Raw genomic sequence first — 12,460 nt, forward strand, 5'->3', positions numbered from 1 at the left:
GACGTGGACGACCGGTGCAACGTTCTTATAACGGTGGGACGGGACGTGTCACTTGTTGCTCGAACGCAAAGGCGATTCGGATCAAGTCACGTTCGGCATAACTCGTCCCCGTGAACGACAAGCCGAACGGAGCCCCGCTCGCTTTCAATCGAAACGGGATCGTGATGGTCGGATGCCCGGCTTTTGCAGCCATGTCATAGTTCAAATCGTGAGGCAAGACGAGTCCGTGCAACTGCTGCTCATTCAATAGGCGGTCGAGTCCGTCCGTTTTGGCGTCACGTACGTCATCGAGCCGGCGCGTCAAATAAGCCGGCTCGATGAGACGTCCCGACAGTTGTTCCGCTTTCTCGAACGTCTTTTGTCCATGCGGGATCGTCTCAGGATGCTTGTTGTTCCAGTCAATCAAATCAGACAACGTCTCGTATAGGAGCGTCGTCGTGGCGAGGTACGCCTCGATTCCGAGTTTGAACTCGTGGTACAGAATATCGCCTTGGTCGAGCGTGTCATGGGCGGGCAGTTCGACTTCGACCAGTTCAATGCCGCTCTGCTTCAACAGCTCGACCGCCTCACCGTATAAGGATTGCTCTTCTTCCGATAAGTCTGCTTTGACAATCCCGACACGCATCCCGACCGCTTGGCGCACGTCGAGGCACGTCCGATACGGCGGGCCGGCCGGGAGGTTTAGTGTCGACGGGTCCGATGGGTCTTCCCCGACCATCGCTTCAAGTGCACGTACCGCGTCTTCGAGAGTGCGTGCCATCGGTCCCGCCGTGTCTTGCGACCGCGAGATCGGGATGATTCCACTCCGGCTGATGAGGCCGACGGTCGGTTTGATGCCGACGATACCGTTGTGCACGCTCGGATGGATGATCGAGCCGCTCGTCTCGCTACCGACGGCGAGCAGTGTCAAGTTCGCTGCGACCGCTGACGCCGAACCTGAACTCGACCCTCCGACATTGAGCTTGTCACCATACGGATTGAGCGTCTGGCCACCAACCCCGCTCCACCCGTTCGGCATGCCTTCTGTCAAAAAGTTGGCCCATTCGGACAAGTTTGCTTTTCCGAGGATGATGGCCCCGTTGTCACGAAGGAGACGGACGAGGTGCGCGTCCTTTCCAGCGAAGTGATTTTCGAGCGCCACGGCCCCGGCCGTCGTCTTCATGAGTCCGGCTGTTTCGATATTGTCTTTAATCAAGACAGGAATGCCGAGTAGCGGCAAGCGTAGCCCGCGACGATACGCCCTGTCAGCCGACTCGGCCTCGAACAAGGCGTCCGGGTTCACTTGGATGACCGCCTTCAGTTTGTCGTTCAACTGGGCAATCCTTGTCAAATAGAAAGCAGTCACGTCACGGGCTGTGAACGTCCCTTCTTTATAGCCGTGATGGGCTGATTCGATATCAAGTTCCATAAAATCGTATGTGTCAGTCATGATGATTCCTCCTTTGGTCAATGGATGATATTCTCTAAAGACGTCCCGATTCCTGTTTTTCATCGCCAATGAATGTATAAGTTGATACACTGAAAGAAAAAGGAGGTAACCATGACCCGTTCTTATATGCTCGTCTTACTCGCCGTCTTCGCCTTGTTCTTTTTACAACTGTACGCCCGGGAAGAGGCTTATTCGACGCCCGCCTCGATCGTACTCGTCATCCTGATTCTCGGTGCCACCTTGTTCCAACTTCGACGCAAGCCAAACCGTTGACGCCGCTTCAAATCTGATGGTATGATGCTGTCACGAACTACATATCGATATCTTGAGTGAACGAGAGACCTGGCTCTATGACTTCACAGCAACCTGCTTCGGCAAGGTGCTACTACCAGCAAGGCGTTTGCCTTGGCCGATATGACGAAGCGCTCATGTCGATGACATGGGCGCTTTTTTTTGGAAATTGATTGAGGGGGATGTAAAAATGGAAAAAGCAACATTCGCAGGCGGTTGTTTTTGGTGCATGGTGACGCCGTTCGAGGAACAACCTGGTATCGAATCGATCGTATCAGGCTATACGGGTGGTCACGTCGACGACCCGACGTATGAACAAGTGAAGACGGGGACGACCGGTCATTATGAGGTCGTCGAGATCACGTTCGACCCGACGCTGTTCGCATACGAGCGCCTGCTCGAACTATATTGGATTCAGACCGACCCGACCGATGACGGCGGCCAGTTCCAAGACCGTGGCAGCCAGTATGCGCCAGCCATCTTCTATCATACGGAAGAACAACGCGTGAAAGCAGAACAGAGTCGCGACGCGCTCGCGGCGAGTGGACGTTTCAAACAGCCGATCGTCACGAAAATCTTACCGGCCGACACGTTTTATCCGGCCGAGGAATACCATCAAGACTTCCATAAGAAGAATCCGAAACATTATAAGGAAGATCGGGCTATTTCAGGACGCGATGAATTTATTGATGTGGCGTGGGCGGAAAAGGTTTAACTCATATAATTTAAAATGAAAAGATGCGGCCATCTTGATTTGGTCGCGTCTTTTCATTTATTCCAGCATTAACAATAGATGATTCTTAGCTCTCTTATAAGCCTTTAGTATACTAATTTACTTCCAGTTCTCTAACGCCCAACCTTCTGTGATTCGCTTGACTAATAGCGGATAACTCCAAGTATCCCAGGGAGATAATTGGATTTGTTCTTCTGTTAACTCATAGACTTCATGGTTATACCAAGTGGAATAATCTACGATATGCCACCCCACAAGATTCCCCTCGTTATCTGTTATCTCTGTTCTAAATTTATGAGGGATTTTAAAATCCTGAGGTATGTCATAGTTCGAAATGGCTTCAATGATCTTGTGTCTTATAGCCGGTTTGAGTGGGCAATGCAATAGATACGCTTCTTTCTCCGCGACTATTTCTTTAAGGTTTTTTGGAGTTTTTTCATATACCCCTGGCAATATTCTAACTAACTCGCCTATCGTTTTATCTTCGTGAACGTATTGAAGATAAGCCTCTCCGTTAGGTGTGTTAATCTTAAACACATCGCCGATTTGTATTCTTGCCATCTTGATCACGTCCTATTCTTAAATGAATTCACTTTTATGATTCATAGTATGTTTATTCCAACTTTATTCCCCCCTTACTTCTCACTTTTCCAATCATTATATATAAAAGGCCGTAGTCCGGTTCGACTAAAAAAGAACCAAGTCGCATCAAGCGACCTGGTCCATCTTTAACGAATTCATTCAGCTCTTCGCAATCCCGAGCATAAACCCGGCTACGACGATGAGCCCGATACCCATGAAGACGAGCACCCGTTCTTTCGTCGTCTTTTCTTCTTTCAACAGATAGATTCCGCCGAGCGTCGCCACGACGACGTTCAATTGGGACAAGGCGAACGACGTCGCGATCCCGACCTCACCGCTCGACACGAACAAACCGAAGTTCCCAATCCCCCAGGCGAGACCGGCCAAGATGTTTTTGAACGTCTTCGGATCGAACTTCTTCACATCTTTCTCTCGCAGGCTGAACAAGAGCGCCGCGATAAACATCCCGACCGATTGCGGCAAGATGGCCGTGATGCCGTCGACTTCGAAATAGTTCGTCAGGACGGCATACGTCACATACCCGATACTCGAGACGAGCAGGACGAGCAAACCTTTTTTCAAGGCACCGCTGCTGTCGCCGTCTTTGTTCTGCTGATACGACGTCAGCGCCGCCCCGATGATAATCAACACGAGCGCAGAAAACCCTAGCCATAACTCGGTCGAAGTCTGCCAATCCCCTAGCACGATGACACCGAACAACGACGTACCGACTAGCTGCATCCCGGTGCTGATCGGCATCGCCTTCGATACGCTTAAAATTTGGAACGATTGGAATTGTAAATACTGACCGAGCGCCCAGAACGCCCCGGAGATGAAGCCGGTCACGATTGCGAGCGTCGTGAACTCCGGATTGAACACGAGCGCGATGATGACCGCCATCACCATCGCTCCCATCGTCGTCCCGATCAACTGTTGAATCGGCTTTCCACCGACCTTCGATACGATGAGCGGGATACTCCCCCACATCAAGGCAGGCAAGAGTGCGAGTAAAATCATTTCCATGGATGACACCTGCTTTCGTAATATAACATCATCTGTGATTTTCCCACGTTCAGCGCTGATTAAACTTTGTTCAACAAATTTAAAAATACCCATTGCCAAATGTTTTACTAGAATGATATAATAATTTTCGAACGGGGCATTAGCTCAGCTGGGAGAGCGCCACGCTGGCAGCGTGGAGGTCAGCGGTTCGAGCCCGCTATGCTCCATTACTTGGTCACTTCACTTTTGTGAAGTGACTTTTTTGTCGTTTTGGCGCGGTTTAAGCGATATGGTATCGGGTAATGATTTGAAGATACATTATTTTATCAAGGGGGACTTATCATGAACCGGGACTCAATTGAAGAGACGATTTCAGCGATTATCGACTGTATGCGGACGAGCAATCATTGTTTTTCAAAAAGTTTACAAGAAGAAGATGTGCTGATGGTAAAAGAGTGCATTCGTCTGACGCGAGAATGCTCCGACATCTGCTCCCTCACCTTGAACGCACTCGAGACCGATTCGGCGTTCACCAAACCGATCGCGGCCCTCTGCGCCCAAGTGTGCGACACGTGCGCCGTCGAATGCGGCCGTCACTTGCATGACCATTGCCAACGTTGTGCCGAAGCGTGTCTCCGCTGTGCCGAGGCGTGTCGCAACCTCGTGGCCGCATAATCGCTTTTTAGTCTAACGATATGTTAGACTTTTTTTATACTTGTTTTATGAAGAAAGGGAACGATTATGTCACATTCAATTCTTGCCATCGACGTCGAGACAGCGAACCGCGATAGCCGGAGCATTTGCTCTGTCGGCTGGAGCTTGCTCGTCGACGGTGAAATCATCGAAACGAACCAACTGCTCGTCAATCCTGAGGAAGACTTCGATGCCGGCAATATCCGGGTCCACGGCATCCGGCCGAGCGATGTCTGGGACGCCCCAGCGTTACCTGAGGTGCTTGAACAGCTCTATCCGACGCTACGGGATGTCGACCTCGTCATGGCACACAACGCCTCATTTGATATGGGCGCTTTCAAGAAAGCGATCGCCAAATATGATTTATATACGTTTCCGACAATCGAGTACGGCTGTACTGTCAAATTGTCGAGAAAACTGTATCCAGGTCTGCCGAATCACAAGCTGAACACGATGGCGGAATATTTGAACGTCCCGTTCATCCATCATGATGCGGCTGAAGATGCCCGTGTCTGTGCCCTGCTCATGCGCGACATGATGCAGAAGACCGGGATTCATGATCCGCGTGAACTGCACCGGTACACATCGGTCAAGCTCGGAAAACTCGCTTATTGAACGATATGCATGCCAAACAGGCCAAGACACACGTCTTGGCCTGTTACCGTTTAAAAACCCATTTTTTTTGGACATAATAGCTGACGACGAACAAGAAGCTGTCGACCACCACTTTGATCCATACCTCCCCGTCGCGGATGACATAGAACAACGCATAGACGAGACCAGCCGACAGCGCCATCTGCAATCCGACGAGCCCGAAATATTTGGGCATCGCCCGCTTCGCCTTCGAATGGAATACGATTTTTCGGTTGACGAAATAATTGAACAACGATGACAGGATACGTGCCACGACCGTCGCGATCAAGACGTGCGTCGTCTCGAACCATGGATTCAACAAGTAGACGAACAAGGCATATACGCCGACGTCCAACACGAATGACGCGATCGAAGATAAGGAATAGGCCAAAAACATGCGATAGATTAGAATCGAGTCAATCACCGGGCGGAAATGGGACGAGGCGTTTTCTGCCACATAGACGGTTTGAATCGGAGTCTGATGGATTGGGACTTGCAGTCGTTTCGTGAACGTCAACATGTTCATTTCGAACTCGTAACGGTTCCCTGGCACATCGAGCAATTGTTCCGCATAGCGAAGGGGAATCGCCCGAAGACCGGTCTGCGTGTCCTTTAGACGGAGACCGCTTCCGAGCAGCATAACACCACGCGTCATCTGATTCCCGAATCGGCTCCGGAACGGGATATCAGACCCGGAAAAGTCACGGCAGCCCATAATTAAATGATGGGGCCAACGTACGCCTTCTTCATAAAGTTTTAATACGTCTGCCGGGAGATGTTGCCCATCCGCGTCGACCGTGATGACACCGGTCGATTTCGGAAAATGCTGAACGACATGTCGAATCCCAGTTTTCAACGCCGCTCCCTTGCCTTGATTCCGTTCATGGACGAGGACAGTCGTCACCCACTTCCCGACCTCATCGAACACGTGCCGGGACGTCTCGACACTTCCATCGTTCACGACGATGACATAGACAAATCCCGTCTCTTTTAGCTCACGGACAAGTGTGACGAGCGCTTGATCCGGGTTATATGCTGGAATTAACACAATGTACTCATCTAGCCGTTTCAGAGAATGCATTTGCATCGCCACCCCTCCTTCCCTCCTTCTATACCCAAGACGATGAAAAGTGATTCCTCGAACCGCTTCAAACAAAAAACACGATGTCCGAGGACACCGTGTGAGTGATTAACCGATGAAAATGAAATAAGACGATGCGAAATAGACGAGGATGACGAGCACGGACGGTAAGACGTAGCGGAACTTCGACGTGACATCTTTGCGCAGGACGCTGTACATGACCAAGATCGACAAAATCGTGATTCCAATCGCCGTCACCAAGTGGGACGTTGACACATCTGCTAGAATCGAGCCGCCTCGGTAGAAGACATCCGACAGCGCGATGATGAGCATATTGAAGATGTTACTCCCTAAAATCGAACCGAACGCCAAGTTGACGTTACCAAGCTTCAAGGCGACGAAAACAGCGACCGCTTCTGGGAGCGACGTCGAGGCCGCGATCAAAAAGCTGCCGACAAAGCTCGAACCAAGTCCGGTCACGACGGCGATTTGATCACCTAACACTGAAAGCGCTGTTCCGGCAGCCATGATGACGAGCGCGGCGATGATGAAGCCGATGACCGCGCGCTTGATTGGAATTGAGTCGGTGACGCTGACACCGACCTCTTGCTCGACTTCCCGTTCTGTCGAAGGTTCTTTTGGACGTTGTCCGATATAGTAAATCCCAATCGCGTACAACCCTGCAATCAATAAGGCATCAATCCCGATCCCAAGAATCGTGAAGTCGATACGGATGACGAGTGCGAGCATCGTCACGAGCGTCAACATCAAACCGAGACTCGCCGTATAGAGGTGATCGCGACTCGCTTCATTAAACAGGCGTTTCTGACGGTAATACAAGTCGAACATCGCCAAAATGAAGATATTGAACAAGTTCGACCCGAGCATGTTCCCGATGGCGATATCCGGGTTGTTGATCATGACGGCCGAGACGCTCGTCGTCACTTCTGGAAGTGACGTTGCTCCGGCCAGCAACACGGTACCGACGAGCATGCCGCTCATCGTCGACTTCTCACTGATGACGTCGGCATACGTCGAGAGTTTGATGGCAGCATACACAGTGATGGCGGCAGCCAAGATAAAATAAATAAATACCATTTTAATAGATCTCCCCTTTTCGTGAATTCAAAAAGACCTTTTTATGGACGCGAAAAAAGCATCCATAAAAAGGTCTTGCGGACTTGGTAAGAAGCTCGGTGGACCGAGTGCATTGCACCGTAATGACGACCCACCGACCACGGTCGTGGTCGCTACTCCCCCTCTTATGTTCACGACGAATATATCACGTTTAAGGTCACATGACAATCATTTCACTCGAGCCACGCGACAAGTTCGTCCGATTTCAATGCCATGCGATACGATAATTCATCGATCGCTTGAAGTGTCGGAAGCGGCAAGCGTTCCCACATACCTGCTTCTCTCAACTGAGCCGACAAGGCGTCTAGCTCCGGTTGATTGACCATGAACCCGTGACGATATCCTTCGCGCATCGTCTCGTTCAGTTCATAGGCAGTTTGACAAAGCGTTGATGTCTCTTGAAACCACTCTTCTTCGTGAAATCCGTATTTGATCACCCCGAACAGTTTTTCTAACTTTTCGCTCCGTTCTTCTTCTACACCATAAAACAGCAGGTTCAATTCTGTCTCGAACGCTTCAATGAGTGTCGTCGTCTGAGCGAACGGCTGAAACGCATGGAGCAATTCGTGATAATACCAGGACTGGTCACGGAGCGGTCGATTGAACCGATCCCATACTTGTTTGCCGGCAGACTCGACGTCGAATCGAATCGAGCGCAGATTATGTAGCTTGTCTGCGACAAGGAGGGCCACTTCATCATATTGGAGTGTCGACACACGTTGAATCGTCATCCGTTTGCGTTCTTCCCAAGAATGATGTTTCTCCGGCTCGGAAACGGCCAGGACTAAACGAGTCACTTCGCTTCCGAAACGCTCCGTCAATTCCTCTGACGTGGTCAACGTATCCTCAAGCAAGTCATGGAGTAGACCGGCCACGATGACCGGGACGGGTTGACGATCTTCGACGAGCAACATCGAGACGCCGACAGGATGGGTCACATAAGGAATGTTCGTTCCTTTTCGAAACTGTCCGTCATGACGAACGGCTGCGAAACGGAGAGCCTGTTCGATGATTTGCTGCACGACGCTTCCTCCTTCACAAGTTTCAATGTACTCCCCATTCTATACCCGCCACTAGGTCTTTACACGCATATCCCTCATTAAAATATAGGGTAATGGTCCTAGTTTTGTGAGTTAAGGTTCGTAAATCATTTTTTTCGTCATCCCTCCGTCGACGACGAGGTTTTGTCCGTTGACGAAATCGTTTCGTTCATCGATCAAATAATCGACGGCCCGAATAATGTCGTCCGGCGTGCCGACCCGCCCTGATGGATGCTGCGCGTGGTCAATGTCACGGAGCGGTTCATCTGAGGTGTGGATCCAGCCAGGACTGACCGCATTTACCGTGATCGGTCGGTTGGCCAAGGAAACCGCCATCGACTGGGTCAGCGAAACGATGCCTCCTTTTGATGCGCCATACGCTTCCCAATCGGCCTCGTTCTGGAGAGCACGCGTTGAGGCCATATTGATGATGCGACCAAAGTCTGCCCCTTCGTTCAACGTCAAGAAAGATTTCGAGCAAGCGAACGTCCCGACGAGGTTGACATCGATCACTTGTTTAAACGTCTCGATGTCGAGCTCTGCCATCGGTTTGACGAGCGATGATACACCGCCGTTATTGATGAGCACATGGGCGGTACCGACTTCTTGCTGAATCTGTTTGAACACACGGGTCACATCTTGATGATCCCCTAGGTCCATCCGGTGGAACGTCACTCCTTCAAGTTGCGGGTCTTGCCCGATATCGAGTCCGACGACACGGTATGTCGTGCTAAAATGACGCGCCAGTTCCAGCCCGATTCCTTGGCTGACCCCGGTGATAATCATCGTTTTTGTCATGTTCATCCCTCCTGGAAAATAAAATACCCTGATTGCGTGGAAACAAGTCCTAGTTGTTCGTCCACAGAGATTGATCCGACGTCGTCACGACCGTCGCCCCGGCCTCAAGGGCGGCCTCGACTTCTTCAGGCGACGAGATCAACCCACCCGCAAAAACGGGAATATCCGTCGCATCCTTAACTGATCGGATATATTTCGGGACAAGGCCAGGCAACACTTCGATGTAATCCGGCTGCGTACGTTTAATCAGGCGATAACTTTTATCGAGCGAGCTCGAATCGATCAAAAACAAACGTTGGACCGTTTTGACTTGCTTTTGTTTCGCCTTTAAGATGACGCTGCCTTTCGTCGAGATGATTCCATACGGACGATACGTCTGACAAATATATTCGGTCGCATATTCATCAGCCTTAAGTCCTTGAATCAAATCAAGATGGACGAATACTTTTTTGTCATGGGCCGCCAGCAACTGAAACACGGCATCGAGCCGGGCGACATGTACTTCGAGTAGCACACCGACGTCGAACGGTCCTTTCACAAACGTTTCGAGGTCTCGCATGTCACGAAGAGCGGGTAAAATCGTCTGACCTTCTATCATAGGGACACGTCCTTTTCTGCATATCATGTCTTCATTATCTGAATAACCCGAAGTGGAAATCAAGGTTTACTGATTCAATATAGCGGGAAAATAATTTTAACTTATGGACAGAGAGGGAGTAGCGATATGGTGAATGAAGTAGATGTACGGATTGAAACACCGACACCGGAGGAGCATCAACGTTTACGTGTCAAAGCAGGTATGCCGAAGCGTTCTGATTCTGGAACGGTAAAAGGACTTGCGAACACGCTGTATGGTGTTTGCTTATATAAAGACGAGACGATGGTCGGCATGGGACGCGTCGTAGGAGACGGCGGCATGGTGTTTCATCTCGTCGACATCGTCGTCGACCCTGAATGTCAAGGTCTCGGACTTGGTAAATTGATCATGGAGCAGTTGATGGATTGGATTTTGCAAGAAGCAGATGAAACTTCAATCATTAGTTTAATCGCCGACATTCCGGCAGACGGTCTGTACCGCCAGTTCGGATTTGACTATTCTCGTCCCGAATCGGTCGGAATGGAATACCAATGGAGTGAAAACTGATGCTGAAGCATTGCTTTGCTTCTTTTGGGGGTGACATATGGACATATTCAATGTAATCGTACTGCTCGGGTTGGCGCTCACCGTGATCTCGGTGCTCAGTTTGATCATCGAGCGGCTATTCTTTCCAAGTATCCTTGCCTTCATTGCAGTCGGTGTCGCGGTCGGCTTCTTTTGGGACGGAAATGAGGTCTTCAAAATCGCCGGGGAAATCGGCATCATCTTGTTATTTTTCCTACTCGGTTTAAAATTTCCACTGAGCGAACTCGCCAAGCGAATGAAGCAAGTGTGGAAAGCAGGTGTCTTAGATATCCTTCTCGCGTTCGGAGTCACGATCGGGATCGCTCTGTTGTTTGGCCTCGACTTCTCACAAGCATTTTTGATCGGTGCCGTCCTTTACGCGACGAGTTCGTCTATTTCGGCGAAACTTCTCGAGCGACATTCGGAAAAACATGAAGATGTGAAAGAGTTTGTACTGGCGCTCCTCATCTTCGAAGACATTTTCGCCCCGCTCATCTTGACCATCGCCCCGTTCATCATCCAGGACGAGCCAATCGCATTTTCTGACATTGGTAAAGTGTTTGCTGGGTTCCTCGTCTTCGGAGTGCTACTCTTTATCGGGTCTCGTTTCGTTTTGAACCGACAGCGGTTCGTCAAACATTTGTTGCGACAAGATGATGCGAGCATCGGTTTAATTGGATTGATTTTATTCTTTGCGGGAATCGGCATGGTGTTCGGCCTGTCCGAGATTCTCGGGGCGTTTATCGCAGGAATCATGCTTGCAGGTATCCATGACGTGCGGCCGTTGAAGCGACTGACGGTACCTGTTCGTGACTTGTTCTTACCAATCTTTTTCATCTCATTCGGCATTTCAATCAATCTTGATCAAGGTGTCATCGTCAATACGCTCTTCTTCGTCTTGATTGTCTGGGGTGTATTATCGAAGTGGATTGTCGGGCGTGTCGGAGGGCGACTTTATGGATTGTCTCGTGTGCAAGCGAACGAGGCCGGGTTTTCACTCGCCCCTCGCGGCGAGTTCTCGATTTTGTTCACCGCCCTATCGAACGGCGCAATCAATTTATTTGTCGGTCTCTATATTTTCGTATCGGCCATCATCGGCATCGTCTTGTTCCGCTTCTCTGAGATTCTTGCTAACAAGACGGAGGAAAAACTTGAGAAAGTACTTCCCGATGAGACAAAAAATAAAGAGGATCAATGATAGAACACAAAGGAGGACCTTCACGCGAAGGTCCTCCTTTGTTCATCAAAACGATGATGCTTGTTCCGACCGCTTTTTCTTCCGTTTCTTGCGCCAAATGAGAAATACGATAAGGCTGACGGCCAGTAATCCATAAATCACATACGAGTACACATTTAAATAACTTAAAATGGATTCCCAGTTCTCGCCGACACGGATGCCGATATAAATCAGGATCGTGTTCCATATGACCGTCCCGGCCGTACTAAGCAGTAAAAACTTCACGAACGGCATGTTCGACATGCCGGCCGGTAGCGAGATCAAGCTTCGGACGACCGGCATCAATCGGCCAAAGAACACCATCCAGCTCCCATATTTGTCAAACCAGGCATCCGCCCGTCGCACGTCCGCAATATCGAGTCGAATCCATTTCCCATATTTTTTTGTCCATTTCTCGATTTGTTCGACATCTACATATAACCCGATTCCATATAACAATACGGCTCCTAAAATGGCGCCCGCAGTCGCAGAGAAAATAACGAGCGGAACATTTAAATCGGTCTGCACGGCGAAGAATCCACCGAACAAGAGCACGACCTCTGATGGAATCGGCGGAAACACGTTTTCAATAAAAATCATGAACGCGATACCGAAATAACCGAACTGTTCAATGACCTGGATCATCCAATCTCTCATAACGTT

15 protein-coding genes, 1 tRNA gene and 1 riboswitch are annotated in these 12,460 nt (G+C 50.0%); of the genes, 7 read left to right on the forward strand and 9 right to left on the reverse strand.

The features are described 5' to 3' along the window. Positions 1-25: 25 nt before the first annotated feature. Positions 26-1,429, reverse strand: coding sequence for an amidase family protein (locus EVJ33_RS05485; protein ID WP_236634543.1), 1,404 nt, complete (start codon positions 1,427-1,429; stop codon positions 26-28). Positions 1,430-1,540: 111 nt separating this feature from the next. Between EVJ33_RS05485 and EVJ33_RS15510 the strand changes: the two genes are divergently transcribed. Both EVJ33_RS15510 and msrA read left to right on the forward strand, forming a co-directional pair. Further along, the gene (locus EVJ33_RS15510; protein WP_201739664.1) at positions 1,541-1,702 is read left to right on the forward strand and encodes a hypothetical protein; all 162 of its coding nucleotides are present in this window, start codon (positions 1,541-1,543) and stop codon (positions 1,700-1,702) included. A gap of 44 nt (positions 1,703-1,746) precedes the next feature. After that, positions 1,747-1,847, forward strand: a riboswitch (SAM riboswitch). A gap of 63 nt (positions 1,848-1,910) precedes the next feature. Beyond that, positions 1,911-2,435: a peptide-methionine (S)-S-oxide reductase MsrA gene (gene msrA / locus EVJ33_RS05490; protein ID WP_131435161.1), complete on the forward strand. Its 525-nt coding sequence runs from the start codon at positions 1,911-1,913 to the stop codon at positions 2,433-2,435. A gap of 117 nt (positions 2,436-2,552) precedes the next feature. On the opposite strand, the gene EVJ33_RS05495 is transcribed toward msrA, so the two are convergent. Both EVJ33_RS05495 and EVJ33_RS05500 read right to left on the reverse strand, forming a co-directional pair. After that, positions 2,553-3,014 carry a hypothetical protein gene (locus EVJ33_RS05495; RefSeq protein WP_131435163.1) on the reverse strand — a complete coding sequence of 154 codons (462 nt, stop codon included), beginning with the start codon at positions 3,012-3,014 and terminating at the stop codon, positions 2,553-2,555. A gap of 180 nt (positions 3,015-3,194) precedes the next feature. Further along, entirely contained in the window at positions 3,195-4,058 is an 864-nt protein-coding gene (locus tag EVJ33_RS05500) for a GRP family sugar transporter (protein ID WP_131435165.1), read from the reverse strand. Between the two features lie 133 nt (positions 4,059-4,191). On the opposite strand from EVJ33_RS05500, the gene EVJ33_RS05505 reads away from it, so the two are divergent. The 3 genes from EVJ33_RS05505 (at position 4,192) to EVJ33_RS05515 (ending at position 5,345) form a co-directional block, all read left to right on the forward strand. Then, positions 4,192-4,264: transfer RNA gene (locus tag EVJ33_RS05505), tRNA-Ala, on the forward strand. Between the two features lie 115 nt (positions 4,265-4,379). After that, entirely contained in the window at positions 4,380-4,712 is a 333-nt protein-coding gene (locus tag EVJ33_RS05510; RefSeq protein WP_131435167.1) for a four-helix bundle copper-binding protein, read from the forward strand. Positions 4,713-4,778: 66 nt separating this feature from the next. After that, positions 4,779-5,345 carry a 3'-5' exonuclease gene (locus EVJ33_RS05515; RefSeq protein ID WP_131435170.1) on the forward strand — a complete coding sequence of 189 codons (567 nt, stop codon included), beginning with the start codon at positions 4,779-4,781 and terminating at the stop codon, positions 5,343-5,345. A gap of 43 nt (positions 5,346-5,388) precedes the next feature. On the opposite strand, the gene EVJ33_RS05520 is transcribed toward EVJ33_RS05515, so the two are convergent. The 5 genes from EVJ33_RS05520 to EVJ33_RS05540 all read right to left on the reverse strand — a co-directional run bounded on the left by EVJ33_RS05520 (position 5,389) and on the right by EVJ33_RS05540 (position 10,017). Further along, entirely contained in the window at positions 5,389-6,450 is a 1,062-nt protein-coding gene (locus tag EVJ33_RS05520; protein WP_131435172.1) for a bifunctional glycosyltransferase family 2/GtrA family protein, read from the reverse strand. Positions 6,451-6,552: 102 nt separating this feature from the next. After that, complete coding sequence (locus EVJ33_RS05525) at positions 6,553-7,542, reverse strand: sodium:calcium antiporter (RefSeq protein ID WP_131435173.1); 990 nt, start codon at positions 7,540-7,542, stop codon at positions 6,553-6,555. A gap of 212 nt (positions 7,543-7,754) precedes the next feature. Beyond that, positions 7,755-8,603, reverse strand: coding sequence for an HD domain-containing protein (locus EVJ33_RS05530; RefSeq protein ID WP_236634544.1), 849 nt, complete (start codon positions 8,601-8,603; stop codon positions 7,755-7,757). A 111-nt stretch (positions 8,604-8,714) separates the two neighbouring features. After that, the gene (locus EVJ33_RS05535; protein WP_201739665.1) at positions 8,715-9,419 is read right to left on the reverse strand and encodes an SDR family NAD(P)-dependent oxidoreductase; all 705 of its coding nucleotides are present in this window, start codon (positions 9,417-9,419) and stop codon (positions 8,715-8,717) included. Positions 9,420-9,468: 49 nt separating this feature from the next. Further along, positions 9,469-10,017, reverse strand: a complete 549-nt coding sequence (locus EVJ33_RS05540; protein ID WP_131435179.1) for a glycerol-3-phosphate responsive antiterminator — start codon at positions 10,015-10,017, stop codon at positions 9,469-9,471. A gap of 126 nt (positions 10,018-10,143) precedes the next feature. Between EVJ33_RS05540 and EVJ33_RS05545 the strand changes: the two genes are divergently transcribed. Both EVJ33_RS05545 and EVJ33_RS05550 read left to right on the forward strand, forming a co-directional pair. Further along, entirely contained in the window at positions 10,144-10,563 is a 420-nt protein-coding gene (locus EVJ33_RS05545; RefSeq protein WP_131435181.1) for a GNAT family N-acetyltransferase, read from the forward strand. Positions 10,564-10,600: 37 nt separating this feature from the next. Beyond that, on the forward strand, positions 10,601-11,779 hold the full coding sequence (locus tag EVJ33_RS05550) for a cation:proton antiporter (protein ID WP_131435183.1): 1,179 nt from the start codon (positions 10,601-10,603) through the stop codon (positions 11,777-11,779). Between the two features lie 45 nt (positions 11,780-11,824). Here EVJ33_RS05550 and EVJ33_RS05555 read toward each other — a convergent pair whose 3' ends face one another. Continuing rightward, the gene (locus EVJ33_RS05555) at positions 11,825-12,454 is read right to left on the reverse strand and encodes a DedA family protein (protein WP_131435185.1); all 630 of its coding nucleotides are present in this window, start codon (positions 12,452-12,454) and stop codon (positions 11,825-11,827) included. Positions 12,455-12,460 lie beyond the last annotated feature (6 nt).

Source organism: Exiguobacterium sp. SL-10 (genome assembly GCF_004337025.1).
GTDB lineage: Bacteria > Bacillota > Bacilli > Exiguobacteriales > Exiguobacteriaceae > Exiguobacterium.

Excerpts from the sequence above, each read along its gene's own strand:
- EVJ33_RS05535 (WP_201739665.1), bottom strand. The coding sequence starts at position 9,419 with ATGACAAAAACGATGATTATCACCGGGGTCAGCCAAGGAATCGGGCTG.
- EVJ33_RS05545 (WP_131435181.1), top strand. The coding sequence starts at position 10,144 with ATGGTGAATGAAGTAGATGTACGGATTGAAACACCGACACCGGAGGAG.
- EVJ33_RS05500 (WP_131435165.1), bottom strand. The coding sequence starts at position 4,058 with ATGGAAATGATTTTACTCGCACTCTTGCCTGCCTTGATGTGGGGGAGT.
- msrA (WP_131435161.1), top strand. The coding sequence starts at position 1,911 with ATGGAAAAAGCAACATTCGCAGGCGGTTGTTTTTGGTGCATGGTGACG.
- EVJ33_RS05495 (WP_131435163.1), bottom strand. The coding sequence starts at position 3,014 with ATGGCAAGAATACAAATCGGCGATGTGTTTAAGATTAACACACCTAAC.
- EVJ33_RS15510 (WP_201739664.1), top strand. The coding sequence starts at position 1,541 with ATGACCCGTTCTTATATGCTCGTCTTACTCGCCGTCTTCGCCTTGTTC.
- EVJ33_RS05515 (WP_131435170.1), top strand. The coding sequence starts at position 4,779 with ATGTCACATTCAATTCTTGCCATCGACGTCGAGACAGCGAACCGCGAT.
- EVJ33_RS05520 (WP_131435172.1), bottom strand. The coding sequence starts at position 6,450 with ATGCAAATGCATTCTCTGAAACGGCTAGATGAGTACATTGTGTTAATT.
- EVJ33_RS05540 (WP_131435179.1), bottom strand. The coding sequence starts at position 10,017 with ATGATAGAAGGTCAGACGATTTTACCCGCTCTTCGTGACATGCGAGAC.
- EVJ33_RS05485 (WP_236634543.1), bottom strand. The coding sequence starts at position 1,429 with ATGACTGACACATACGATTTTATGGAACTTGATATCGAATCAGCCCAT.
- EVJ33_RS05555 (WP_131435185.1), bottom strand. The coding sequence starts at position 12,454 with ATGAGAGATTGGATGATCCAGGTCATTGAACAGTTCGGTTATTTCGGT.
- EVJ33_RS05510 (WP_131435167.1), top strand. The coding sequence starts at position 4,380 with ATGAACCGGGACTCAATTGAAGAGACGATTTCAGCGATTATCGACTGT.
- EVJ33_RS05550 (WP_131435183.1), top strand. The coding sequence starts at position 10,601 with ATGGACATATTCAATGTAATCGTACTGCTCGGGTTGGCGCTCACCGTG.
- EVJ33_RS05525 (WP_131435173.1), bottom strand. The coding sequence starts at position 7,542 with ATGGTATTTATTTATTTTATCTTGGCTGCCGCCATCACTGTGTATGCT.